This window comes from Streptomyces sp. NPDC002896, from assembly GCF_040295225.1.
Lineage (GTDB): Bacteria > Actinomycetota > Actinomycetes > Streptomycetales > Streptomycetaceae > Streptomyces.
This window is the reverse complement of record NZ_JBEOVA010000001.1, coordinates 139,834-164,680: the sequence shown is the minus strand read 5'-3', so window position 1 is coordinate 164,680 and position 24,847 is coordinate 139,834. Positions and strand designations below refer to the sequence as shown.

At 71.3% G+C, this 24,847-nt stretch carries 21 protein-coding genes and 1 tRNA gene; 3 read left to right on the top strand and 19 right to left on the bottom strand.

All coding sequences use genetic code 11. The features are described from left to right. Positions 1–6: 6 nt before the first annotated feature. Both menC and ABT009_RS00605 read right to left on the bottom strand, forming a co-directional pair. Positions 7–1,122, bottom strand: coding sequence for an o-succinylbenzoate synthase (gene menC, locus ABT009_RS00610; protein WP_351287818.1), 1,116 nt, complete (start codon positions 1,120–1,122; stop codon positions 7–9). Then, on the bottom strand, positions 1,119–2,054 hold the full coding sequence (locus ABT009_RS00605) for a chorismate synthase (protein WP_351287815.1): 936 nt from the start codon (positions 2,052–2,054) through the stop codon (positions 1,119–1,121). Before ABT009_RS00605 ends, menC begins: the two co-directional genes overlap by 4 nt. A gap of 127 nt (positions 2,055–2,181) precedes the next feature. On the opposite strand from ABT009_RS00605, the gene ABT009_RS00600 reads away from it, so the two are divergent. Continuing rightward, positions 2,182–3,795 carry a PucR family transcriptional regulator gene (locus ABT009_RS00600; protein WP_351287812.1) on the top strand — a complete coding sequence of 538 codons (1,614 nt, stop codon included), beginning with the start codon at positions 2,182–2,184 and terminating at the stop codon, positions 3,793–3,795. On the opposite strand, the gene ABT009_RS00595 is transcribed toward ABT009_RS00600, so the two are convergent. The 4 genes from ABT009_RS00595 to ABT009_RS00580 all read right to left on the bottom strand — a co-directional run bounded on the left by ABT009_RS00595 (position 3,776) and on the right by ABT009_RS00580 (position 9,933). Further along, positions 3,776–5,263, bottom strand: a complete 1,488-nt coding sequence (locus ABT009_RS00595; protein WP_351287810.1) for an amino acid permease — start codon at positions 5,261–5,263, stop codon at positions 3,776–3,778. The two genes, ABT009_RS00600 and ABT009_RS00595, sit on opposite strands and share 20 nt — an antisense overlap. A 167-nt stretch (positions 5,264–5,430) precedes the next feature. Next, positions 5,431–6,078, bottom strand: a complete 648-nt coding sequence (locus ABT009_RS00590) for an IclR family transcriptional regulator (RefSeq protein ID WP_351287807.1) — start codon at positions 6,076–6,078, stop codon at positions 5,431–5,433. A 320-nt stretch (positions 6,079–6,398) separates the two neighbouring features. Next, on the bottom strand, positions 6,399–8,210 hold the full coding sequence (locus ABT009_RS00585; RefSeq protein ID WP_351287804.1) for a DEAD/DEAH box helicase: 1,812 nt from the start codon (positions 8,208–8,210) through the stop codon (positions 6,399–6,401). Positions 8,211–8,385: 175 nt separating this feature from the next. Further along, positions 8,386–9,933: an MFS transporter gene (locus tag ABT009_RS00580; RefSeq protein ID WP_351287801.1), complete on the bottom strand. Its 1,548-nt coding sequence runs from the start codon at positions 9,931–9,933 to the stop codon at positions 8,386–8,388. Positions 9,934–10,234: 301 nt separating this feature from the next. On the opposite strand from ABT009_RS00580, the gene ABT009_RS00575 reads away from it, so the two are divergent. Further along, positions 10,235–10,306, top strand: a tRNA-Cys gene (locus ABT009_RS00575). 54 nt (positions 10,307–10,360) lie between these two features. On the opposite strand, the gene ABT009_RS00570 is transcribed toward ABT009_RS00575, so the two are convergent. Continuing rightward, positions 10,361–10,873: a MarR family winged helix-turn-helix transcriptional regulator gene (locus ABT009_RS00570; protein ID WP_351287798.1), complete on the bottom strand. Its 513-nt coding sequence runs from the start codon at positions 10,871–10,873 to the stop codon at positions 10,361–10,363. A gap of 103 nt (positions 10,874–10,976) precedes the next feature. Between ABT009_RS00570 and ABT009_RS00565 the strand changes: the two genes are divergently transcribed. Then, positions 10,977–11,609 (top strand): GTP cyclohydrolase II, encoded by a 633-nt coding sequence (locus tag ABT009_RS00565; RefSeq protein WP_351287795.1) that lies wholly within the window; start codon positions 10,977–10,979, stop codon positions 11,607–11,609. 62 nt (positions 11,610–11,671) lie between these two features. Here ABT009_RS00565 and ABT009_RS00560 read toward each other — a convergent pair whose 3' ends face one another. The 12 genes from ABT009_RS00560 to ABT009_RS00505 all read right to left on the bottom strand — a co-directional run bounded on the left by ABT009_RS00560 (position 11,672) and on the right by ABT009_RS00505 (position 24,565). Next, positions 11,672–12,172 (bottom strand): SUKH-4 family immunity protein, encoded by a 501-nt coding sequence (locus ABT009_RS00560; protein WP_351287792.1) that lies wholly within the window; start codon positions 12,170–12,172, stop codon positions 11,672–11,674. A gap of 119 nt (positions 12,173–12,291) precedes the next feature. Continuing rightward, on the bottom strand, positions 12,292–12,819 hold the full coding sequence (locus ABT009_RS00555; RefSeq protein ID WP_351287789.1) for an AAA family ATPase: 528 nt from the start codon (positions 12,817–12,819) through the stop codon (positions 12,292–12,294). Next, complete coding sequence (locus ABT009_RS00550; RefSeq protein ID WP_351287787.1) at positions 12,819–12,941, bottom strand: hypothetical protein; 123 nt, start codon at positions 12,939–12,941, stop codon at positions 12,819–12,821. The genes ABT009_RS00555 and ABT009_RS00550 overlap by 1 nt, the downstream gene beginning before the upstream one ends. After that, a complete protein-coding gene (locus ABT009_RS00545; RefSeq protein WP_351287784.1) occupies positions 12,938–15,265 on the bottom strand; it encodes a xanthine dehydrogenase family protein molybdopterin-binding subunit in 2,328 nt (775 codons plus the stop codon). Before ABT009_RS00545 ends, ABT009_RS00550 begins: the two co-directional genes overlap by 4 nt. Beyond that, complete coding sequence (locus ABT009_RS00540; protein ID WP_351287781.1) at positions 15,262–17,280, bottom strand: 2Fe-2S iron-sulfur cluster-binding protein; 2,019 nt, start codon at positions 17,278–17,280, stop codon at positions 15,262–15,264. The genes ABT009_RS00545 and ABT009_RS00540 overlap by 4 nt, the downstream gene beginning before the upstream one ends. Then, positions 17,277–18,170 carry an FAD binding domain-containing protein gene (locus tag ABT009_RS00535; RefSeq protein ID WP_351287779.1) on the bottom strand — a complete coding sequence of 298 codons (894 nt, stop codon included), beginning with the start codon at positions 18,168–18,170 and terminating at the stop codon, positions 17,277–17,279. Before ABT009_RS00535 ends, ABT009_RS00540 begins: the two co-directional genes overlap by 4 nt. A gap of 276 nt (positions 18,171–18,446) precedes the next feature. After that, positions 18,447–20,084: a beta-N-acetylhexosaminidase gene (locus ABT009_RS00530; RefSeq protein WP_351287777.1), complete on the bottom strand. Its 1,638-nt coding sequence runs from the start codon at positions 20,082–20,084 to the stop codon at positions 18,447–18,449. A 65-nt stretch (positions 20,085–20,149) separates the two neighbouring features. Further along, positions 20,150–20,998, bottom strand: a complete 849-nt coding sequence (locus ABT009_RS00525; protein WP_351287776.1) for a carbohydrate ABC transporter permease — start codon at positions 20,996–20,998, stop codon at positions 20,150–20,152. A 2-nt stretch (positions 20,999–21,000) separates the two neighbouring features. Beyond that, on the bottom strand, positions 21,001–21,963 hold the full coding sequence (locus ABT009_RS00520; RefSeq protein WP_351287773.1) for a carbohydrate ABC transporter permease: 963 nt from the start codon (positions 21,961–21,963) through the stop codon (positions 21,001–21,003). A gap of 4 nt (positions 21,964–21,967) precedes the next feature. Then, positions 21,968–23,278, bottom strand: a complete 1,311-nt coding sequence (locus ABT009_RS00515) for an extracellular solute-binding protein (protein ID WP_351287770.1) — start codon at positions 23,276–23,278, stop codon at positions 21,968–21,970. 387 nt (positions 23,279–23,665) lie between these two features. Next, on the bottom strand, positions 23,666–23,962 hold the full coding sequence (locus ABT009_RS00510; RefSeq protein WP_181660404.1) for a DUF3039 domain-containing protein: 297 nt from the start codon (positions 23,960–23,962) through the stop codon (positions 23,666–23,668). Positions 23,963–23,992: 30 nt separating this feature from the next. After that, positions 23,993–24,565, bottom strand: coding sequence for a YqgE/AlgH family protein (locus ABT009_RS00505; protein ID WP_351287767.1), 573 nt, complete (start codon positions 24,563–24,565; stop codon positions 23,993–23,995). Positions 24,566–24,847 lie beyond the last annotated feature (282 nt).

The following is a 24,847-nucleotide window of genomic DNA, read 5'->3' as shown; positions in this document are numbered from 1 at the left end:
GGCCGCTCAGCGCTCCGTCCGGTACAGCTCCCGCCGGGCCGTCGTGAAGCGACGCAGGGCGTCCGGGAGCGGGTCAATGCCGATACCGGGGGTGCGCGGCACCGGCAGATGGCCGTCCTGAAGGACGAACGGCTCGGTGATGTCCTCGGCGAAGTACCGGCTGGAGGCGGACGTGTCGCCCGGCAGAGTGAAGCCGGGCAGCGCGGCGAGGGCCAGGTTGGGCGCCCGCCCGATGCCGGTCTCCAGCATGCCGCCGCACCACACGGGGACTCCGTGTGCGGCCGCGACGTCATGGATGCGCCGGGCCTCGAGATAGCCGCCGACCCTCGCGGGCTTGACGTTCACGACCCGGCAGGCGTCCATGGCGATCGCGGACGCGGTGTCGCGGGCGGAGTGAAGCGACTCGTCCAGGCAGACCGGCGTCGCGATGCGCCGCTGCAGCTGCGCGTGCGCGTGGAGGTTGTTCTCCTCCAGCGGCTCCTCGATGAGAAGCAGCCCGAACTCGTCGAGCTTCCGCAGGTGCTCGGCGTCCGCGAGGGTGTACGCCGTGTTGGCGTCGACCTGCAGCGGCAGCCGGTCGCCGAAGCGTTCGCGTACCGCCCGCACCGGCTCCAGGTCCCAGCCGGGCTCGATCTTGAGCTTGATGCGTACGTAGCCCTCGGCGAGGTAGCGCTCCACGTCGTCGAGCAGCTCCGGCACGGAGTTCTTGATGCCGACCGAGACGCCCGCGGGCACCCGGTCGTGGACGGCGCCGAGGAAGGTGGCCAGCGGCATGCCGTGGGCGCGCAGCTCGGCGTCCAGGACCGCGGTCTCCACGGCCGCCTTGGCCAGCTCGTGCCCCTTGATCTTGGCCATGGCCGGGGCGAGGGCGGCGGCGGTGAGCTCGGGGAGTGGGGCGATCCGCGGCAGCAGGAAGTCGCGGATCACGATCTCGGCGCCCGCCACGAACTCCGAGCAGTACAGCGGCTCGGGGTCGGCCGCGAACTCGGACCAGCCTTCGGCTTCGTCCGTGACGACGTGCAGCAGGAACGTGTCCTTGCTGGTCATCGTCCCGAAGGAGGTGCGGAAGGGGGTGACGAGCGGGATCGCCACATGGAGCAGTTCGACGCGTTCGAGCTTCATGCCTGCGGGACCTCCGTGGTGGTGCGGTGCGGGTCCTGCCCGTGGTCTTCAGAAGAGAGGGGACGGGTGAGCGTGTACCAGCCGTCGCGGGACATCCCCGTCGCCGTGAAGCCCTCGGCGAAGGCCGCCGTGAAGACCTCGCGTACGGCATGACGCCAGCGCAGCGCCAGTGCGGGGTCGGCGGCGCGCAGGGCCACGATGTCGTGGGGCACGCGGCACCGGATCCGGCTGCCGTCCGGGGCGCGGGTGGCGAGGGGGCCGCCGTCCGGGGCACGATAGGTGACCTCGGCCTGGACGTCGTCTGTGCCGTTCGTGTCGTCACCGGTGCCGGGCGCGACCAGGTCCCACGTCACGGTGAGCCGGTCGCTCTCGTCACCCTCGTTCACGCCGTCGGCCATGGGCCCGTAGAAGTCGACGAGGTACTCGGTGCCGGTGCCGCCCAGCTTGGCCAGGTTGAAGCGGGCGTTGCGGCCCACGAGCGGGTCGAACGTCCAGCGCATCGTGCGGGCACCGCGCTCCAGCGCCCACACCCGCTGCGCCTGCTTCACCGCGTGGCCGACCCCGCGGTCGGAGGCGGCGGCCGCGGCCACGAACGAGTACACGTCCCGCGCGTCGGGCGGCCCGAAGACGGCGACCGACGCGCCGGCCATCCGCTCCCCGTCGTACGCGGCGTGCACCGCGCCCCCGGCGTGCACCAGGCTGTGCAGCACCTCGGCCGGGTAGGGCGGGGTGCTGCGCGGCGTCTTCCAGACGTCGCAGAAGAAGTCGGCCACGGCGGCGATGCCGGTGACGTCGTCGACGGTGCGCACGGTGACCCCGGCCGTGCGTGCGGCGGTGGCCGCGAGGTCGCGTACCGCGGGCAGGACCGCCTCGGGGGACGGGCCGGCCTCCGTCGGTTTCGCGGAGGCGGCTGAGGTCGTCACTCGTGTCATGACTCCGAGTCTCGAAGGTCCCGGCAGCCCTCGTTTTGTCCATGGGTACAAGACCTGCGTACTGTCCTGATGCAATCGGCCAACAGTCAGTGGAAGTATCCGACCACGGAGACGGAGGGCAGCTGCCATGGACGTCTGCACGCTGGGCGATCTGCTGGACTCGCTCGGCGGTTCGACCGTGCGGTTGCTCAGCGCGCCCGCGGCCGGGCTGACCGTGCCCGTCACCGAGGTCCTGCTGTACGACGCCCACACGCCGCTGCCCCGCCGCGCCCCGGGCGCCCTGCTGCTGGCCGTCGGGGTGCGCGCGCCCGCGGCCGGACCGCTGACGGGCGCGGCCGCCGACGCGGGCATGACGGGAGTCGTCGTACGCGGCGACGACGGCCCGGTCGCGGAGGCGGAGGCCCATGGCGTGGCGCTGCTGTCCGTGGCGGACGACATGGCCTGGCACCAGGTCCATCTGCTGCTCGCGGCCGCCGTCGGCGCCCGTCCCTCGCCCGCCGGCAGCGGGGCCCCGCTGGGCGATCTCTTCTCGCTCGCCGACGCGCTGGCCGCGGCCGCGGGCGGCGCCACCGCCATCGAGGACCCGCGCCAGCGCATCCTCGCCTACTCGACGGTGACCGGGCAGGCCGTCGACGAGGACCGCCGCCAGGGCATCCTCGGCCTGCAGGTACCGGGCAGCCCGGAGAACACCGAGCAGTACCGCACCGTGTTCGCCGCCGACGGGCCCGTACGCCTGCCCGCACTGGACGCCGAAAGCCTTCCCCGGCTCGCCGTCGCCGTGCGCGCGGGCGGTGAGACGCTCGGCTCCATGTGGGTCGTCGACGACGGCACTCTCGCACCCGACGCCGAGGAGACCCTCGTCCAGGGCGCGTCCACGGCCGCGCTGCTTCTGCTGCGCACCCGGGCGGCACAGGAACTCGCCCGCCACCAGCACGGCGAGCTGCTGCGCCGCCTCCTCGACGGCACCGCCGACCCCGCCACCGCCGCCCACCGGCTGGGCTTCGGCACGGACCCCGACAGCCCGGTGCGCGTCGCCGCGTTCGTCCTGGACGGCACAGTGTCGCCGCCCGACGGCGAGCAGACGGCGCTACGGCTGCTGGATCTCGTACGCCTCCAGTGCGAGGCCCGCTACGGGCGGCGGGCGTGTGTGCTCGTCGACGGTGTCGTGTACGCGCTGCTCCCGGCGGGTGGGGAGCCGGGCGCCGAACAGGGCGGGCTCCGGGCCGGAGGGGCCGGAGGACGGCACAAGCGGCTCGTCGAGGACATCGTGCGGCAGGCCGGGCAGGCGCTGCGGGTGCCGGTGCGGGCCGGGCTCGGCGAGGTGGCGGCGGGCCTCGCGGAGGTCGCGGCCTCACGGGACGACGCGGACCTGGTGCTCCGGGTCCTCGGCCCTGACCTCCCCGTGGCCACCGTCGACGAGGTACGGCCCCGCGTCACCCTGCTGCGGCTCGCCGACCTCATGGGCGAGCGACGGGAGCTGGCCGCGGGAGCGTGGCGCCGCGTGACGGCGTACGACGCGGCGCACGGCACCGACTATGCGCGCACCCTGATCTGCTGGCTGGACGCCGGTTGCGACATGGCGGGCGCGGCCCGCCTGCTCGCCGTGCACCCCAACACCTGCCGCTACCGGCTCAGGCAGGCCCAGCAGCACGTGGGCATCGACCTGGACGACCCGGACGAACGCCTGGTGCTGTGGCTGCAGCTGCGGACGCTGGGCGGGCTCAGGGCCGTGGAGCAGTGAGCCTGGCCCTGTCGGAGGCGGGGTCGCCGCCGCGGTTGTTGAGCTTGGAATGCTTGATGCCGTACAGCCAGTAGATCGCCAGCCCGACCGCCATCCAGGCACCGAAGGCGATCCAGGTGTCCGCGCCGAGGCTGAAGAGCATGTAGCCGCAGAAGGCGACGCCGAGGATCGGCACCACCGGCGAGAACGGCACGCGGAAGCTGCGGGGCGCGTCGGGGTTGCGGCGGCGCAGCAGGACCACGGCCGCGTTGACCAGCGCGAAGGCGAAGAGGGTGCCGATGCTGGTGGCGTCGGCGAGGCTGCCGAGCGGGACCAGTGCGGCGAGCACGGCGATGAAGGCGGAGACGATCACGGTGTTGGCGCGCGGCACCCCGGTCCTCGGGTGGACCTTGGCGAACAGCGGCGGAACCAGGCCGTCCCGCGACATCGCGAACAGGATGCGGATCTGCCCGTACTGCACGGTGAGCACGACGCTCGTCGTCGCGATGACCGCGCCGGCGGACAGCAGGATCGGCCACAGCTCGCCGCCGCCGACCGACTGCACGAGGACCTCGCTGAGCGTGGCCTCGGTGCCCTCGAACTTCTGCCACGGCATGGCGCCCAGCGCCGCCACCGCGACCAGGCAGTACAGCGCGGTGACCAGCACCAGCGACAGGATGATCGCCCGCGGCAGGTCCCGCTGCGGGTTCTTCGCCTCCTCACCGGCCGTGGAGGCGGCGTCGAAGCCGATGTACGAGAAGAAGAGCGAGGCCGCGCCCGCGCTCATACCGGCCGCACCGAGGGGGAACAGCGGCTGGAAGTTGCCCGCGCGGAACGCGGTGAAGGCGACCGCGCAGAACATCACCAGCGCGGCGACCTTCACGGCCACCATGATCGTGTTGGCGAGGGCGCTCTCCCGGGCACCGCGCAGCAGCACCACCATGGCGAGTACGACGATCAGCGCGGCCGGGATGTTCAGTACGCCGCCGTCGCCGGGCGGGGCGCTCAGCGAGTCGGGGAGGGTGACGCCGACGGTCAGCTCAAGGAGTTCGTTGACGTACTGCCCCCAGCCGACCGCGACGGCCGCGACCGAGACGCCGTACTCCAGGATCAGACACCAGCCGCACACCCAGGCGACCAGCTCGCCGAGCGTGGCATAGGCATAGCTGTACGAGGAGCCGGAGCCGGGGATCATGCCGGCCAGCTCGGCGTACGACAGCGCGGAGAACAGCGCGGTCACACCGGCGAGCACGAAGGAGACGATGATCGCGGGACCGGCCTCGGGCACCGCCTCGCCGAGCACGACGAAGATGCCGGTACCGAGGGTGGCGCCGACGCTGAGCAGGGTGAGCTGGCTCAGCCCCATCGTCCGCCGCAGCGGACTGCCCGACGCCTCGGCGACCAGCTCCCCCAGTTCCTGACGCCGCGTCAACCGCGTCGCCAACCGGCCTTGTTCCCCCGCCTCCGGATGCGCACGGACCGTCTCCACAGCACTGCTCCCTCCACCACTCCGCCACCATTCGGCTGCCAGGCCCTGATGATGCGAAAGGAGGACGGTTCAGCGGTGAGAAGATCAGCCAGAAACGGAAGCCAGGCTTTGGCCGCTCGGCCAAAGCCCGGTACTGCTGTGGGCCGAGCCCCGCCGGGAGGCGAAGGTCAGCGAAGGGCGTCCGCCACCTCCCGGGCCGCGTCGACGACACGCGGCCCGACCCGCTCCGGCACACAGTCCGAAAGCATCACCACACCGACACTGCCCTCGATCCCGGTGACCCCGGTGAGCGGCGCAGCCGCCCCACTCGCCCCCGCCCCCGCCTCCAGCTCCCCGTGGGCAAGCGTGAACCCGGGCCCGTTCATCGCCCCCTGCCGCGCCGAGAGGATCGCCCGCCCGGCCGCACCCCGGTCCAGCGGGTGCCGGATCCCGGCGCGGTACGCCACGTGGTAGTCGGTCCACGTCGGCTCGACGACCGCGACGGCGAGCGCCTCGGCGCCGTCCACCAGCGTCAGATGCGCGGTCGCGCCTATGTCCTCGGCGAGCGAGCGCAGCGCGGGCAGCGCCGCCTCACGCACCAGAGGGTGGACCTGGCGCCCCAGGCTCAGCACGCCGAGCCCGACACGCGCCCGGCCGCCGAGGTCACGGCGTACGAGTGCGTGCTGCTCGAGCGTGGCGAGCAGCCGGTACACGACCGTGCGGTTCACCCCGAGCTTGTTGGAGAGCTCGGTGACGGTGAGGCCATGGTCGGTATCGGCGAGCAGCTTGAGGACACGAAGTCCCCGGTCGAGCGTCTGGGATGTCTCCGCGGTCACGACGCCCACTCCTTAGTGGTGAGGGTCGACGGCCCCTCACGGCGGATGCGCCACCGGTCCCTCGGCGACGCAGTCAGGAGCCGCCGGTATGCAAGCGGCCCGGGGTCGACCCGGGCTGGGCACCGGCTGCGCTCCGCGGCGGCGCTGCCACGAAGCGTGCGCGTTGCCGGGACAGTAGCGAGCCAGTCCGGTCAGCGGAAGACACCGTCCAGAATCCGGTCAGTAACTGCACATGTCGGCCAGATTTGCCCGAAATGTCGGATAACTCGGCGCAGCTCACAACGACGGATGCCCTCGCCATCGAGAAGTCCAGGGCGGCGTCACCTCATCCGCGTAGCCCACTCCTGCACCTTGGCGATCCGCTGCCGCAGCTGCCCCGCCGTGGCCTCCGCGCTGGGCGGCCCGCCGCACACCCGGCGCAGCTCCGTGTGGATCACTCCGTGTGGCTTGCCGCTCTGATGGACGTACGCGCCCACCATCGTGTTGAGCTGCTTGCGCAGCTCCAGCAGCTCCTTGTGCGTGACAACAGGCCGCCGCTCGGCGGGCAGTTCGACGAGGTCGGCCTCTTCGGCGGGCTTCTTACGGCTGTGCGCGATCTGCCGTGCCTGCCGCTTCTGCAGCAGCATCTGGACCTGGTCGGGCTCGAGCAGCCCCGGAATGCCGAGGTAGTCCTGCTCCTCCTCGCTGCCCGGATGGGCTTGCATGCCGAATTCCGCGCCGTCGTACAGCACCCGGTCGAACACGGCGTCGGACTCCAGCGCCTCGAACGGGAGCATGTCCTGCTCCCCCGTGTCCTCGTCCTGCTGCTTGTTCGCCTCGTCCATCTCCTTCTCGGACTCGGCGTACGGGTCCTCCTCGCCCTCCTTCTTCGGCTTGTCGAGCACGTGGTCGCGCTCGACCTCCATCTCGTTGGCGAAGCCGAGGAGGTCGGGGATGGTGGGCAGGAAGACGGACGCCGTCTCGCCGCGGCGGCGGGAGCGCACGAAGCGTCCGACGGCCTGGGCGAAGAACAGCGGTGTCGAGATGGTCGTCGCGTACACGCCGACGGCCAGCCGCGGCACGTCGACGCCCTCCGACACCATGCGGACGGCGACCATCCAGCGGTCCTGGTTGTTGCTGAACTCGTCGATCCGGTCCGAGGCGCCCGCGTCGTCGGAGAGGACCAGCGTGGCCTTGGAGCCGGTGATCTCGCGGATCAGCTTGGCGTACGCGCGGGCCGATTCCTGGTCGGACGCGATGACGAGCCCGCCCGCGTCCGGTATGCCCTTGCGCACCTCGTTCAGGCGCTGGTCGGCGGCGCGCAGCACGCTGGGCATCCACTCACCGCGGGGGTCGAGGGCCGTCCGCCAGGCCTGCGAGATCGCGTCCTTGGTCATCGGCTCGCCGAGCCGCGCCGCGATCTCGTCGCCCGCCTTCGTACGCCAGCGCATGTTGCCGCTGTAGGAGAGGAAGATGACGGGCCGGACGACGCCGTCGCCGAGGGCACTCCCGTATCCGTACGTGTAGTCGGCCGCCGACCGCCGGATTCCGTCGTTCCGCTCCTCGTACGTCACGAAGGGGATCGGGTTGGTGTCGGACCGGAACGGCGTACCGGTGAGCGCGAGGCGCCGGGTCGCCGGCTCGAAGGCCTCCAGGCACGCCTCGCCCCAGGACTTGGAGTCGCCGGCGTGGTGGATCTCGTCGAGGATCACGAGTGTCTTGCGCTGCTCGACGCGGTTGCGGTGCAGCATGGGCCGCACTCCGACGCCCGCGTACGTGACGGCGACGCCCTGGTACTCACGGCCGAGCGGGCCCGCGCTGTACTCCGGGTCGAGCCTGATCCCGATCCGGGCGGCCGCCTCGGCCCACTGCTTCTTCAGATGCTCGGTCGGCGCGACCACCGTGACCTGTTGCACGACATGGTGGTGCAACAGCCAGGACGCCAGGGTCAGCGCAAACGTCGTCTTGCCGGCGCCGGGCGTGGCGACGGCGAGGAAGTCGCGCGGCTGCTCCTGGATGTACCTCTCCATCGCCCCCTGCTGCCAGGCACGCAGCTTGTTGGCCGTACCCCAGGGGGCACGGCCAGGGAAGGCGGGAGAGAGGTGATGTGAGGAGGAGGAGCTGGTGGCGGCGGTGGCGGCGGTGGTAGTCACGGTCTCCGGTGGGGGGTTGGGCGGCTCGGCTCTGTCGGGTTCGGCTACGTATGACAACCGGGCCACCCTACCGGTGAGCTCACCTGCCCCATGGGTCAACGACGCCGCTTTTGAGTCGGTTGCGACATGCGTCACACGACGCCCTCGCAAGGCTTCTGCGAGTGGAGTGATCCGCTCAGCCGAGGTTGGTGTCGGCTCCCTCCCGTGACAGCCGCGCCGCCGCAGGCCGACCCAGACGCGTGGCCACCCAAGCCCCCGCCAGCGCCACCACCGCCATCGGCAGGAACACCGTGGCGAACGCCGCCGGGTGCGAACCCTGCGCCGCTTCGGCCGCCCCGTGCGCGAGCGACGCCGCGGCGCCCACCGCGCCCCCGCCCAGCGCGGCGAAGGCGGCGCCGCCCGCCGCGAGCAGGAGGACGTTGGACAGACCGTCCGAGATCTGCAGCGCGGCCGAGTTCGCACCCGCCTCCTCCGGCGGCGAGAGCTTCAGCAGGAGCACGCTGGTGGAGGAGATCACCAGCCCCATCCCGAAGCACCCGAAGGCCCAGGCGACGGCGACCGTCCAGGCCGGCACCGCCGGTATCAGCACGCTCGGGGCCACCGCGATCCCCACCGCGACCAGCACCATGCCGAACACCGTCAGCCGCTCCCGGTAGGGCTCCACGCGCGGCCTGGCCTGGACCCAGCTGCCCAGCGCCCACGTCGCACCGCCCGCCGCGAGCGACATCCCGGCCAGCGTCGGCGACAGCCCGCGCTGGGTCACCAGCATCAGCGGTACGAACGACTCCGCCGCGATGAAGGACCCGGCCGCCACGCCGCGCAGCAGCACCACGGACGGCAGGCCGCGCGCCGCCCGGCAGGTGCCGGGCGGAAGGAGGCCGAGGACGGCCGGGACCAGCAGCGCGGCCCCGGCCACGGCGGGGGCGAGCGAGAACCACCTCAGGTCCTGGGCGGCGTACTGCAGCAGTCCCGCGCCGAGCGAGATACCGAGCGCCAGCCGTATGCGCCGTCCGTCGAAAGGCGCCGGAACGGCCCCTTCCGGGGGCCCGGACGCCCGGCGCCGTATCTGCGGCAGGGCGAGGGCCAGCGGGAGCACGACGAGTACCGGGATGCCGATGAACACCCACCGCCAGCCGAGGTGCTCGGTCACCGCCCCCGCGGCCAGCGGGCCGACCACGGACGGCACCACCCAACTCGCCGCGACCGCCGCCATGATCGCCGGCCGCAGCCGCTCCGGGTAGGCGCGGCTCACGACCACATACAGCGCGACGATCACCAGCCCGCCGCCGAGCCCCTGAACCGCCCTACCCAGGATGAACAGCCACATCGCACCCGCCGTGCCGGACAGCAGCAGCCCGGCCGCGAAGCCCGCTATACCGGCCGTCAGCGGCGCCAGCGGCCCGCGCCGGTCCGCCCACTGGCCGGCCAGCACCATCCCGAACAGGCTCGTCGTGAAGTACCCGGAGAACGCGAACGCGTAGAGCGAGACACCGTCCAGGTCACTCGCGGCCACGGGCATCGCGGTACCGACCGCGGTCGCCTCGAAGGCGATCAGCAGGACGACGGAGACGATGCCGATGCTGAGGGCGCGATGGGAGCGGCCGAGCACGCCCTCACGGCCACCGTCCCCGCCTCCCACGCCGGCGGCATCGGCCGGAGCGGCGTCGGCAGCGGCTACGACAGTCTCGGCGACGTCGGTGTCGCGCGGTTCCCGGGCGGTCATGACCGCAACAGTAAGGGCCACAGCCTGGGATGGCTCCTGTCTGGAGGCCATGACCGGCTGGTTCCTTGGTCCTACGACCTTCTCGGTCTTCTCGGCCCCCTCCATTCCGATCCCCCTCCCTCCCGCCTGGAATGTGTCCGTCCATGAACGCCGTATGGCAGTCCCATTGCAGACCGCGCGCGCCCCTTGAGCCCCTTGTGCCCGGCCCCCTACCGTCAAGACATCGAGTTCGAGACGTCGAGCCCGAGACATGAAGTTCCAGAAGCTCCGGATGCTCCCCATGGTCCGGAAATTCCGGCAAGGCCGTGTGCCCGAGTGGATTAGGGGCTCGCCTGCAAAGCGAGTTACGTCGGTTCGATTCCGATCACGGCTTCTGTGCCCTTGACCAGGGATACAGGTAGGGCGGTCCTCCCGACAGAGGACCGCCCTACCTGCCGTCCGTCGCGCCTCTGCAGCTGTTCCTGGAGGACGTGCCCGAGGCGTTCCCGTCGCACATGCGCCGACTGGCCTCGCCGAGGCCGTCGGCGAGGGCGGTGAGCTGTTCCGGGGTGAGGACGTCGATGAGCAACTCGCGGACGGTGGCGACATGGCCCGGGGCCGCCCGCTTGAGCGTCTCCTGTCCGGCGTCGGTGAGGACCGCCTTGACTCCGCGCACATCCCAGGTGCAGGCGCGACGCTGCACCAGTCCGACCTTCTCCAGCTGGGTGATCTGGTAGGTCAGTCCGCTCTTGGTGTTGAACAGGGAGTCGGCGAGTTCCGTCATGCGCATCTCGTGCCCGGGCTCGGCGGAGAGCCGGACGAGGATCTCGTACTGCAGGTGCGAGAGGCCCACCTCGTCCTTGAGCTGCTGGTCCAGGCGCCGGTTCAGCAGCGCGCCGGCAGCGAGGAAGGCCTGCCAGGCCCGGAACTCTTCCTCGCTCAGCCATCTCGGGTGACCCATGTCTCCACCCTACACGGGTTGTTCAAATTCAAACCGCTGTGTACGGTGGCGCCCACTCGTTCAAATTTGAATCGAGTCTGATCGTTCGACCATCGGAGACGCGATGTACGCCACCCCTGCCGACGCCACGGTGCGCACCCGGGTCCGTATCCCCCTGCGCTTCGCCGACGGCTACGCGGTCACCGCCGAGGCTGTCACCTTCCACGGCCTTGCCGACGGCGCCGAGCATGTGGCGCTGGTCCTGGGCGACCCCACCGCCTCGGAGTCCCCCTTGGTGCGGCTGCACTCCGAGTGCCTGACCGGGGATGTGTTCGGCTCCGCTCGCTGCGACTGCGGCCCTCAGCTGCGCGAGGCCGTCCAGCGCATCGACGCCGCCGGCGGAATCCTGCTCTATCTGCGCCAGGAGGGCCGCGGCATAGGTCTCTACAACAAGCTCGACGCCTACGCACTCCAGGACACCGGCCTGGACACATATGAGGCCAACACCACTCTGGGCCTGCCCGAGGACGCCCGCGACTACACCGCCGCCGCCCAGATGCTCACCGCCCTCGGCATCCGGAAACTGGATCTGCTGTCCAACAACCCCGACAAGGCGCGACAGCTGGACGAGCTCGGTATCTCGGTACGCACCACCGTGCCGACCGGCGTCTTCGCCACCGACAGCAACGTGCGCTACCTGCAGGCCAAGGCCCAGCACACCGGACACACCATCGAGCTGGCCTGCCTCGCCGGCTGACCTCGGCCCGGCGGGCCGGCACCGGGCGGATTCCGGAGCCTTCGGCCTCCACATGGCACCGGCTAGGCAGGAGCCACGTCGGCGGCCCTCTCGCGGTGTATCAGCCACAGGGTCCAGACCAGCGTGGATATGTCGGCGTCGAGCGGGCGTGGAGTGCCGTCGCAGGCACTCCAGCCGAGGATCGCGCCGGTAGTCCCGTCGACGACGAGGTCCGTGCCCTCGACGAGGCGCCCGAGGCGGATCAGCTGCGACGCCCACTCCGGGAGGACGTGGTCCGCGGCGGCGTCGAGCCGGTCGTCCGCGTAGTACTCGGCGAGTGTCGGCAGCGGCACGTCCGTGTCCAGCTGGAACACGAACCCGTCCTCGGGCAGTCCGACGTCCTTCAGGAAGCGGCGGGTCGGCTCATGGGTGAGGGCCCGCGGAAAGTCGACGTCCTCGAAGCGCATCACGGCGCCGTGCCCGAACTCCTCGTCCAGGAGCCGCTGCGGCAGGTCCAGCGCCAGGTCCGAGCCCTGACGCAGTTCTTCCTCGAGCTCAGTAGCGGCGGTAACGGTCTTGCTCATGACTCCCCCATGAACCTATGCACCGATGCAGACGACATCCCCGGCCACGGCCACCCCAACGGCCGTCCCCACTGCTCAAGAACCCTACGGCCCACCACTGACAACGCCCCCCGGCGCCGTCACCCCACCCGGGCCTCGTCCCGTCCGGACAGAATCGCGTCCACCGTCTCGGACACCGTCAGTTCGGAGGTGTCCAGCCAGAGCCCGATCCGCGGGGTCTCCACCCGCAGACTCCGGTCGAGGTCGGCCACGGTCCACGCGCCGTACCCGGCCTTCGCGCGGGCGGCCTCCCGCTCCGCCACAGCCTCCGGGCTCGGGGCGAGCACCACGACGTAGAGCGGCCGGGTGCGGACCGACGAGACGTACTGCCTCAAATGCTCGCCCAGGACCACGTCCTGGACGACCGCCGTGAACCCCGCCTTCGCGTACTCGTCCGCCGTCAGTGCCGACAGCCGGTAGCGGAGCCGCAGCTGGGCCTCGGCCTCCGCCCCCGCGTCGGGCCCGTACTCCTCGCGGCCCGACACGATCACGCGGCGGAAGATGTCACCGCGCACATGCACGGCCCGCGGCAGCCGCTCCGCCAGCGCCTGCGCGACGGTCGACTTCCCGGCCGCCATCACACCGGTGACCAGGACGACCCCGCGCATCACGTGAGGTACACGCCACCGAGCACGACGGCGATCGCCGCCAGTACGAACACCAGGATCCACACCAGCAACTTCCCGACGCTGGGCGGCGGTTCGTACCGAGGAGGCTCCGGCGCGGTCACTGGGCCGTCACCACAGCCGCCTGCGGCCGGATAGGCAGCCGGTTGACCGGGCGGCCCGTCGCCGCGCGGACCGCGGAGGCGATGGCCGCCGGCGAGGTGACCACCGGCACCGCGCTGACCGACTTGGCGCCGAAGGGGGCGACCACGTCGCGCTCCTCGACCAGCTTCACGATGCGGATGTCGGGCGCGTCGAGCGCGGTCGGCAGCGCATAGCCCGTCAGGTCGGGGTGGCGGACCAGCCCGCGCGGAGTGCGCAGGTTCTCCGTGAGCGCCGCGCCGACGCCCTGCGTGACGCCGGCCTCGATACGCGCCTTCAGCTGGGCGGGGTTGAGGACGCGCCCCACGTCCTGGGCGACGGCGAGTTCGACCACGCGGACCGAGCCCAGTTCGATGTCCACGTCCACCACCGCGCGGATCGCGCAGAACGCGAGGCCGACGAACGCGTCGCCCTGGCCCGAGTCGTCGAGCGGCTCCGTCGGATGCGGGCGGCACTGGGCCGTGGCCCACAGCTCCTTGCCGTCCATGGCCTCGGTGACGGTCGTGGACAGCACCCCGTCGTACGAGGTGATCTTGCCGTCCGTGATCTGGAGCAGCTCCGTCGACATGCCGAACTTGTGTGCGAGGGGCTGGAGAAGCTGCGTACGGACCATCTTGGCGGCGCGCTCCACCGCGCCGCCCGACACCCAGGTGTGCCGGCCGCGGCAGCCGGGCCCGGCCGGCGGCTGGTCGGTGTCGACGGACGCCACGTGCACTTCGTCGATGCCGAGCGTCTCCTGGACGATCTGCCGGGCGAGCGTCGAGAAGCCCTGGCCGGTCTCGACGGCGGCGCACAGGACGGTCGCGACGCCGTCCTGGACCCGCACGGTGGCCGTTGAGACCTCGTCGGCGCCCTCGGCGCCCAGCATGTGCACCATGCCCAGGCCGTAGCCCACGCCGCGGCGCACCGCGCCCGGTTCGCCCGCGCCCTCCGGGCCGCCGGGAAGGACCCACTCGTCCTCGGGGCTGTCCTTGGGGAGTGGGGGCAGCGGGAAGTCGCGTACGGCGGTGAGGAGTTCGGACACCGGTGCCGGGCAGGTGACGGTCTGGCCGGTAGGCAGGACGTCGCCGGTCGACATGACATTGCGCAGCCGCAGCTCGGCCGGGTCGATGCCGAGCTTCTTGGCGAGCTTGTCCATCTGCGCCTCGTAGGCGGCGCACACCTGCATCGCGCCCTCGCCCCGCACATGGCCGGACGGCGGGTTGTTCGTACGGACCGCCCAGCCCTCGATGAACGCGTTGGGGACGACGTACGGCCCGCAGGCGAAGGAGACGGCGGCGGCGAGCGCCTGCGACGAGGTGTCCGCGTACGCGCCCGCGTCGAGCAGGATCTGCGCCTCGACCTTGACCAGGCGGCCCTCGGCGTCCGCGTGGTGGCGGTAGCGCAGCAGCGTGGGGTGGCGGTGGGCGTGGCCGAGGAAGGACTCCTCGCGCGTGGCGGTGAGCTTCACCGGGCAGCCGGTCTTCAACGCCAGCAGGCCGAGCGGAAGTTGGAAGCCCGAGTCCTCGCGGTCGGCGGTCGCGCCGGGCACGCCGGTGACGACGACCTTCACGCGCTCCGGTGCGAGGCCGTAGACCGCGGCCGCCGTGTCGCGGTCGGCATGGGGGTCTGTGGAGGCTACGTACAGCTCGACGCCGCCGTCCGGGCGGGGCACGGCGAGTCCGGCCTCCGCGCCGATGGGCGCGGGGTCCTGGCGGCCGATGCGGTACAGGCCGTCGACGACGATCTCACCCGCCGCCTCCGGGTCGCCGTGGCGAAGCGGGATGTGGCGGATCAGGTTGCCGTCGGGGTGCAGGGGTTCGGCCTCGAAGGCCTTCTCCGGGTCGGTCACCGGGTCGAGTACTTCGTACTCGACGATGATGGCGGCCGCCGCCATCCGGGCCGTGTCCGGGTGGTCGGCGGCTACGGCGGCGATGGGCTCGCCGTGGTGGCGTACGACCTCGGAGGCGAAGACGGGGCGGTCCGCGCTGCCGCGGCCGTGCACCGCGGCGCCCGGCACGTCCTCGTGCGTGACGACCGCACGGACGCCGGGCATCTCGCGCGCGTGGGTGGTGTCGATCGAGACGATGCGGGCGTGCGGGTGCGGAGAGCGCAGGATGCCGGCCCAGAGCAAGCCCTCGGCCCACAGGTCGGCCGCGTACGGGAAGGTGCCCTCCGCCTTGGCGCGGCCGTGCGCGGAGGTGAGCGAGACGCCGATGCCGTGCGGCGGCGCCTCGGGACCCGTGGCGGGCTGCGCGGTCGTGCCGGTGGGGGTGGTCGCGGTGGCGGCTGCGGCCTCGTTGCTCATGCCGTGCCTCCGTCCTGGTCGTCGTACGGCCCTGGCGCGTGGTCGTCGTACGGCCCTTGCGCCTCGTGTGCCGCCGGGTTGACGCCGCCGGCGCCCGGGCCCGCCTGGTGCGGGATGCGCACCTCTGCGGAACCGGCCGCGGCGTCCGCGTCCGCCTTGGCCTTGGCCTCCGCCTTGGCCTCTGCCTTGGCCTCTGCCTCCGTCTCTGCGGCCCTGGCGGAGGCCTCGCGCTCGGCGACGACCTCGCGTACGGCGTCCACGACGCCCCGGTAGCCGGAACAGCGGCACAGATTGCCGCAGAGCGCCTGCCGGGTCTCGCGCTCGGACGGCGCGGGGTTTCCTTCGAGCAGGTCGTGGACGGTCATCGCCATGCCCGGTACGCAGAAACCGCACTGCACGGCGCCGCAGTCGGCCAGCGCGCGCTGCACGTCGGAGGGCTGCCCGTCGGTGGCCAGGCCCTCGACGGTGCGCACCTCGCTTCCGGCGGCGGTGGCCGCCGGGACCAGGCAGGACGCGACGAGCCGGCCGTCCACCTGGACGTTGCAGGCACCGCACTCGCCCTGTGCGCAGCCGTCCTTGGCGCCGGCCAGACCGAGCCGCTCGCGCAGCACGTAGAGCAGCGACTCGCCGATCCAGGCGTCGGCGACGGGGCGGTCCATCCCGTTCACGCGCAGGACGTAGGAGGCGAGGGGGTGCTCGTCGTGGAGGGCCGGGGTGTTCGCGGCTTCTGCACCGTCGTCGGACCCGTCGGGGCCGGACTGCGGGGCGTCTTCGGCGGAGTCCGCGTCGGAGGGGTCGGCGGCGGGCTCGTGGTCCGGTGCCGCTTCCGCGACCTCCGGCGAGTCGCCGGGTCCCTGGGCTCGGGCGGAAGCCGCGTCATCGGCCGAAGCCGCATGCTCAGCCGAAGCGGCGTGCTCGGCAGAAACGACATGCTCGTCCGAAGCGTCCGAGCGAGCCGTCTCCGAGGCGGAAGGTTCCGGGGAGGAGGGTGCCGGGGAGGAGGAGTCGGCTGATGCCTGGGGGGCCGCTTCCCGGGAGACGACGGCTGACGCCTCACCGGTGGGCTCTGCCGCGGCGGCGGGAATCCCGGGCTCCGGGTGACCGGCACCCCCGAAATCGGCACCGCTGAAACCCTGTTCGGGCTCCACAGGGTGGCCCGGGTACAGGCCCGCCTGGGTGTGGTGCCCGGCCTCGGGCCGAAGCTCGTGTCCCTGCCCCGGCTCGGGCGGACCTCCTGCTTCCGGCCGACCGCTCCACGACTGCCCCGCGTCGGCCCCCGTCGCCCATGGCGCGGACGCACCGCCGGGGAGGGTCGCCGGAGGCGTGCCGCCCCACTGGGAAGCGAGCGCCGAAGTGGTGAACTCGCCCGACTCGTCCGGAAGGTCGCCATCGGCGACCGGGATCGACCACTGTCCGGTCACGTCGGACGAGCCCGCGTGGGCCTCTTCCGACTCAGCGAAGGACCACTGCCCGGTCATCCCGTGGTCGTACGAGAAGGGCTCGCGGACGGCGTGCGGGTCCTGCCCACCGTACGAATCCTGCCCGCCGTACAGGTCCTGGCCGCCGTACGATTCCTGCCCGTCGTACGAGTCCGTGCCGCCGTACGAGCCCTGCGCGGTCTGCGACGCGTGGTCCCCCGCCGCAGCGGCATCCATTCCCGCACCCGGCCCGGCGTCCGGCGCCCCGGCCGGATCCGGCCACTGCACCGTCTGCACATGCCCGGAGGCGTCCGTCTGCACGTGCCCGCCGCCGTGCACCGCGCCCGGAATCACCCACGCGCCCGTGGCGGCCGGATCGGTCGCCCCGCCCGCGGCCGGAGCGACCGTTATGGGCGGCGGCACATAGCCGTGTCCGGGCGCCGCGAGAGGGATGCCGGTGTAGCCGTCGATGCCCCCCTCGGGGAGCTTCACGAACGCCGTGGCGTCCGCGTCGTACTCGCCCTGGGGAAGCGGCTCCCAGGCACCCGGCACGCCTGTCGGGCCGCCGTTTCCGTGGTCGTCGTGGTGGTCGGTCACGACAGCGCCCTCCCCAGTGCTCGTCGGGCCAGCACGGCGACGGTACGCCGCAGGTGCAGTACGGCGGGCGGCAGCTGCTGCGGGGTGCCGTCCTCGGCCGGGGGCAGGTCCGGGATGCACGCCGCGGCGACGTACTCGCCGAACGCGGCCAACGCCTCGGGGACGAGCGACCGCTCACCGTCCCAGTCGATCAGCGAGGCGACCCACTGCTCGGCATCGAGGGGCCGCAGCGGCATCGGCGCGACGGCGCCCACGGCGCACCGTACGCCGCGCCTGGCCGGGTCGAGGACCAGGGCCACGGAGGCGGTCGCGCGCCCGGGGCCGGTGCGTCCGGTCGCCTTCAGGAACACCTGCGGGGCGTGCAGCAGCGGCACGCGCACGTACCCGATGAGTTCGCCCGCGCGCAGCATCTCCATGCCGGCGAGCAGGTGCGAGACGGGCATCTCGCGGCGGGCGCCGTCCGGGCCCGCGATGATCAGCGTGGCCTCGAGGGCGGCCAGCACGGGCAGCGCGTCGCCGGTCGGGGCGGCGGTCGCGATGTTGCCGCCGAGCGTGCCGGCGTTGCGGATCTGGGGCGGGCCCGCGGCGCGCGCGGCGGCGGCGAGGGCGGGGATGAGGGCCGCGAAGTCGGGGCGGCCCATGCGCGCGTGGGTGAGGCCCGCGCCGAGCAGGGCGTGCCCGTCCTGGTACTGCCAGCCGCGGATCTCGCTGATCCGGCCGAGTCCGACGAGGGCGGCAGGGCGCAGCAGACCGGAGTTGACGGCGGCCATGAGGTCGGTGCCACCCGCCACGGGCACCGCGGCGGGCATGGCGGTCAGGGCCGCCACAGCCTCGTCCAGCGAGCCCGGCAGCGTCACGGACTGCGCCGCCTGCGGTGCGTGCGTGGTCAAACCGGCTGCCCCTTCCCGCTGTCCACCTGGTCCACCCGTGTTGCCGTACGGTACGTGCTCACAGGCCGGACGTGGCAACTCTGGCACATCTTTCCGCAGGCCCGACGCGGGGGTCCGCTAGGAGTCATTCCTCCTTGCGCAGGTGGATGGTCCCGGTTTCGCACAACCTCGCCGGTCAGCTCGAATTGCCACTCTTCAGAGCCTCTTGTACCGATTTTCCTTCCAGGCCCCACCGTCGCAGCAACGGCCGCCGTGCGTCACGTCGCCGGGGTCACCTCACACGTTCGGGGGCGGGCCGTCGATCGGGCGTCCGAAACCGCCTTCCATTCCCTCGGGGACCGGACGCTGCTGCCATGGCAGGGGACCCGTGGGCGGGCGGTAGCCGACGCCGAGGGCGTCGAGCCGCCGGTAGTGGGCGGCCATCCGCCGCTCGAAGTCCGCGAAGTCTCGGTCAGCCGGGGCGGGCAGCCGGGACCAGACCGCCTCGGCGAACGCGGCCAGGCGCGGGAAGGTCTGGTAGTCCACGCGCGCGTGGTTCTCCATCACCTCGGTCCAGACGTTGGCCTGGGCGCCGAGGACGTGCCGCGCCTCGTCGGGTCCGAGCTGCGGCGGTACGGGTTCGAAGCGGTAGACGTCCTCCAGGGTGCGTACGTATCCGATGGGCATCGGTTCGTCGTCGCCGCCGTGCTGGCGGTGGTCCAGGTAGACCTGCTGCTCGGGGCACATGACGACGTCGTGGCCCGCGCGGGCGGCGGTGATGCCGCCCTGGTAGCCGCGCCACGACGACACGGCTGCTCCCGGGGCCAGGCCGCCCTCGAGGATCTCGTCCCAGCCGATGAGGCGTTTCCCGCGCGCGGCGAGCCAGGCGTCGAAGTGCCGGATGAACCAGGACTGCAGCTCGTCCTCGTCGGCGAGCCCGAGCTCCTTGATGCGGGCCTGTGCGGCCGGCGACCGCTTCCACTGGTCCTTGAGGCACTCGTCGCCGCCGACGTGGACAAACGTGGACGGGAAGAGCTCCAGGACCTCCTCGAAGACCCCCTCGTAGAAGCGGAGGGTGCTGTCAGTGGGGGCGAGTACGTTGGCGGAGATGCCCCAGGTGTCCCAGACGGAGAGGGAGGCGGTGTCGATGACGTCGGTGTTGCCGAGTTCGGGGTACGCGGCGATGGCGGCCTGCGAGTGGCCCGGGATGTCGATCTCGGGGACGACGGTGATATGCCGCTCGGCGGCGTACGCGACGATCTCGCGGATATCGTCCTGCGTGTAGTAGCCGCCGTGCGGCTTCTCCTCCCACAGCGGTGAGGCGCGGTGGCCGACCTTCGTGCGCGCCCGCCACGACCCGGTCTCCGTCAGCTTCGGGTAGCGCTTGATCTCGATGCGCCAGCCCTGGTCGTCGGTGAGGTGGAAGTGGAAGACGTTCAGCTTGTGCGCGGCGAGCAGGTCGAGATAGCGCAGGACGCCGTCCTTGGGCATGAAATGCCGTGCGACGTCGAGCATGAGCCCGCGCCAGGCGAAGCGGGGGGAGTCCTCGATGCGGGTCACCGGCAGCCGCCACTCCCGCCCGGGGAGCGGGGCACGCCGGTACGCGTCGGGGCCGAGCAGCTGCCTGAGGGTCTGTGCGCCCCAGAAGAGCCCGGCGGGTCCGCCGCCCACCAGGTCCACGGTTTCGGGCAGGACCGTCAGGCGGTAGCCCTCCTCGCCGAGTTCCTCGGTGACCGCCGGGTCGACGGACAGCCAGATGGCGTTGTCGACCGAGCCCGGTGCCAGCGGGAATCCGGTGGCGGCCCCGAGGATGGAGCGCAGCCACCGCTCGGTGCCTTCCGTCCCCTCGCCTGCGGCCAGTCGGGTTTCGGGGCCGAGCGCGAAGAAGTCGTCGCCGTGGCCGGACACGCGCCGGGGTGCCGGAATCAGATCCATTGCGGATGCTCCCGAATCCATTTCCGATGCTCCTGAATCCATTGCGGATGCTCCTGTGGATGTCATCAGTCCTTCACCGCTCCCCCGAGGCCCGACACGAGCCGCCGCTGTACGAGTACGAAGAACACCAGTACCGGAATGGTCATCACCGTGGACGCCGCCATGATCCCGCCCCAGTCGTTCTCGTCGGGCTTGAAGAACACGAGCAGGGCCATCGGCAGAGTCGACTGCGAAGTGTCGCTGATGATGAAGGACTTGGCGAAGAGGAAGTCGTTCCAGGTCGAGATGAACGAGAAGACACTGGTCGCGACGAGCCCGGGGAACACCAGCGGGAAAAGGATCTGCCAGAGGAACCGGGTGCGGCTCGCTCCGTCGATGTACGCGGCTTCCTCGAGCGCTTCCGGAACGGCCTTCACAAAACCGCGCAGCATCCAGATCGCGAACGGCAGCGAGAAGGCGATGTGCGGCAGGATCAGCGAGCCCAGCGTGTTGAGCTGCCCGAAGTCCCGCATCAGGAAGAACAGCGGGATCGTCAGGGCCTCGACGGGCACCATCTGGGCGATCAGAAACATGATCAGCAGCGTCGTGCGGAAACGGAAGCGGAATCGCGTGACCGCCGTCGCCGCGAGAAAGGAGATCAGCGCGGAGACGACGACCACGGTCACCGCGACGACCACGCTGTTGAGGAAGTACCGGCCGAATTCCTGCTGTCCGAAGACGCGCCGGAAGGAATCGAGCGAGGGGGACAGCGTCCACGGCCGGGGATGGGTCGACTCGATCTCACCGGCCGGTTTGAAGGCGCTGAGCACCATCCAGTACAGCGGAAACGCCACAACAACGGCGATGAGCAGCGCCGACGCCTCGGCAGCGAGCCGCCAGGGCCGCCGCACCGCACCCCGTACGAAACCCGTCATGCTCACAGCTCCTCCCCCTGCCGGCGCAGCAGCCGCAGATAGACCAGCGTGATCGCGAGCAGGATCAGCAGCATCACGACACCGATCGCCGAACCGAGGCTGTACTGCGAGGACGCGAACGCCTTCTGGTACGCGTACACGTTCAGGACCAGGTTCTGCCCGGCGATTCCACCGCCGCCCGTCATCACATAGATCTGTGTGAACACCTTGAAGTCCCAGATGACCGACTGGATGGTCACGACCGTGAGGATCGGCCGCAGCATCGGCGCGAGCACCGAACGCCAGATCCGCCACTGCGATGCGCCGTCCAGCGCGGCGGCCTCCAGGACCTCGCCGGGTACGGCCTTGATGCCGGCGTAGACGGTCACCATCACGAACGGGAAGGAGCACCACACCACTTCGAGCAGGACGAGGGCGAAGGCGCTGTAACGGCCGTACGTCCACGAGTGGTCGCCGAGCCCGAACACCTTGTTGACGGGCCCGAAGTCGGGATCGAAGAGGAACATCCACACCGTCGAACCGGTGACCGCGGGAGTCGCCCAGGCGCCCAGGGCGGCCAGCATCAGGGCCAGCCGCGGCACGGCCCGTACGCGCGTGAGCAGCACGGCGAGTGCGCAGCCGACGGCCAGCGTCGACACGACACAGGCGGCGGCGAACAGCACCGTGGCAAGCAGCACCTGCCAGAACTGGTCGTCCGCGAACAGCGTCGCGTAATTGCCGAAGCCCTGGAAGCTGGTCGGCTCACCGCCGCTGACCTGTGCCTGTGTGTACTCCAGGAAGGAGATCAGGCCGAGTTGGTAGACGGGGTAGACCAACAGGCCCGCCAGGACGACGAGGGCGGGGGCGAGATACAGCCAGGGGGTCCAGCGGCCGCCGTGGCGCCCGGACCGTGAGGGTACGGCCGAGGCGGCCGCCGGGGTCACGGGGACCACGGCGGCCGGCTCGGCAGTGGCGTTCTGCATCATCGGCTCAGCCCACGGACGTGAACGCGTCGTCCATCTTCTTCGCCGCGTCGCTCGAGGCCGCCGCCACGTCCTTACGGCCGCTGATGACCTCCTGGAACATGTTTGGCAGCACCAGGGACGCGTCGATCTGGGCCCAGGCGGGTGAGGCGGGCACGAACTTGGTGCCCGCGCCGAGGGTCTTGATGAAGGGCGCGACGAAAGGTTCCTTCTTCGCGGCGGTCTCACGCACATCGCTGTAGGTCGGCAGGAAGCCCATCGCGTCGAAGAGCTTCTCCTGGGTGTCCTTGCTCGCCAACTGCTCCATGAGCTCGACCGCGAGCGTGCGGTGCGAGGTGCTCTTCAGTACGCCGAGGTTGTTGCCGCCCGCGAACGCCGGCGCGATCTCGCCCGCCTTGACGCCCGGCAGCGGCACGACCGCGTACTCGCCCTTGACCTTGCCGGCCTCGACCGCCTCGTGGTTGAAGTCGCCTCCGATGGCCATGGCCGCCTTGCCGGACGCGAAGGCGGTCACGACGTCGTTGCCGGTCATGGCCGCGCACTTGGCGGCGGGACAGTTGTCGTCACCGAAGAGCGAGGTGTAGGCCTTGATGCCCTTCTGGGACGCGGCGCTGTCGATGGCGGACTGGTAGGTGCCGCCCTTCTCCACGGCCAGCTCACCGCCGTTGGCCCAGACGAAGGGCATCGCGGCGTAGGTGGACGTGCCGCCCACCGCCATCCCGTACAGGTCCGGCTTCGCCTTGTGGATCTTCTTGGCGGTCGCGGCCAACTCGGCCTGCGTCTTCGGAACTTCGAGCTTCAGTTCCTTGAAGATGTCGGTCCGGTAGTACAGGGCCCGGACGCCAACGAAGAACGGCGCTCCATAGATCTTGCCGTCGACCGTCACGGACTCCTTGGCGGTCGGGTCGGTGTCCTTCGCCTCGGCCCAGGCGCCGAACTCCTTGGTGACATCGGCGAGTCCGCCGTCCTGCACGTAGCCGGCGGTGTCCGTGTTGCCGTACTCGACGACATCGGGGGCGCTCTTGGGGTCGTTGAAGGCCGCCTTCATCTTCTCCGCGCGCGTATCGACGGGGATGTACTCGACGGTGACCTTCGTACCCTGATGGGCCTTCTCGAAGGCGGCGACGGCGGCGTCGACGACCTTCTGCTTCGGCGCGTTGTTGACTTCCTGGAAGAGCCAGACACGCAGCGTGCCGCTCTTCTCGTCCTTGGTCGAGCTGCTGTCGGAGGTCCCCGGGGCGCAGGCGGTGGCGGTGAGCCCGGCGAGGACAAGTGCCGCCACGGAGGCGGTCATTCGGGCAGAGGCAGGGAGCTTCATCGGACATCCTCCGAAGGCGTTGCAGCATATGCAATAGCGGTTTCGCTCTGCACAACACAACGGAGGCTAGAAGTTCAATGAACATGACCACAAGTGGTCTCAACCACTCTGTGACCACCGGAAGCACTCCGTGCAACGCCCGGGCAGCACAAAGGCCCCGGAGGCGCAGAGAGCGCACATCCGGGGCCTTGTCATACGACCGGCCTTGTCATACGACCAGCCATGTCACGAGCCCGGCCATCTCACGCGACCGGCACGGCGGCATCGCGGCGGATCAGACCCACCGCCGCGAGCCGGAATGCAGGCCCACCACCGCGAGCCGGAATACCGCCAGGGGCCGCCATCAGCCGGCCATGGGCCGCCGCAGCGGCTACAGGCACGAGAGCGTTACTTGTCGCCGCCCTTGCCCTTGTCCTTGTCCCCGCCGCCGGCACCCATGGACTCGTAGATCTCCTTGCACATGGGGCATACGGGGTACTTCTTCGGGTCGCGGCCGGGCACCCACACCTTGCCGCAGAGCGCGACTACGGGCGTGCCGTCGAGGGCGCTCGCCATGATCTTGTCCTTCTGGACGTAATGGGCGAAGCGCTCGTGGTCACCGTCACCGTGCGACGTCTGTGGCGTCGGCTCTACGAGGGTCCCCGTACCTGTTCCGCGCTCGCGCTCGGGCTCAAGAGTGCTCATAAACGCCAAGGGTACTGAAGCGCGCCGGGATCAGTTGAGCGACGGGTCGTCCGGATAGGTGGCGACCATGGCGAGCTCGTTGCGCTGGCGTCGCAGCACCTCGCGCCAGAGCCGCTCCGGCGTCGGGGACGACACGTCACCGGGTTCGGACTCGACGACGTACCAGGCGCCCTCTGCCAGTTCGGCCTCCAGCTGACCGGGCCCCCATCCGGCGTATCCCGCGAAGATACGGAGCGAGCCGAGCACGGAGGCGAGCAGCTCCGGCGGTGCCTCCAGATCGACGAGTCCGATCGCGCCGTGCACCCTCCGCCAGCCCAGCGGCGCCCGCTCACCCGAAGCGCCGCCGGGGATCACCGCGATGCCGAGCGCCGAGTCGAGCGAGACCGGGCCGCCCTGGAACACGACGCCCGGCTCCCCCGCGAGATCGCCCCAGCCCTCGAGGATGTCGCCGACGTCCACCGGGGTCGGCCGGTTGAGGACGACGCCGAGCGAGCCCTCCTCGTCGTGGTCGAGGAGGAGCACCACCGCGCGGTCGAAGTTCGGGTCCGCCAGGGCGGGGGTGGCCACGAGCAGCCGCCCTGTGAGCGAGGACACCTCGGTCATGGCAGACATGATCCCGCATCTTCCCCGCGTGGGGACACCCAATGCCCTTACCCGAGTGAATACGGCCGGGGAGGAAAGGTGTGGCCTGGTGGCGCCCCCTTTCGAGGGGCTCGGCGGGAGCCGGACGGGCAGCCGCGGGGAGGGCGGCGGACCGGTGACCCGGCGTCCCCGGCCGGGCACCGTTCGTATTGTGGCGAACTCATGACGCCTTCGTGCCCCCCTTGGGCTTACGGAAGGGGGGTAGGCGGCCATTACGCTTGCTGCTCGGCCCTGCCCCTTTAC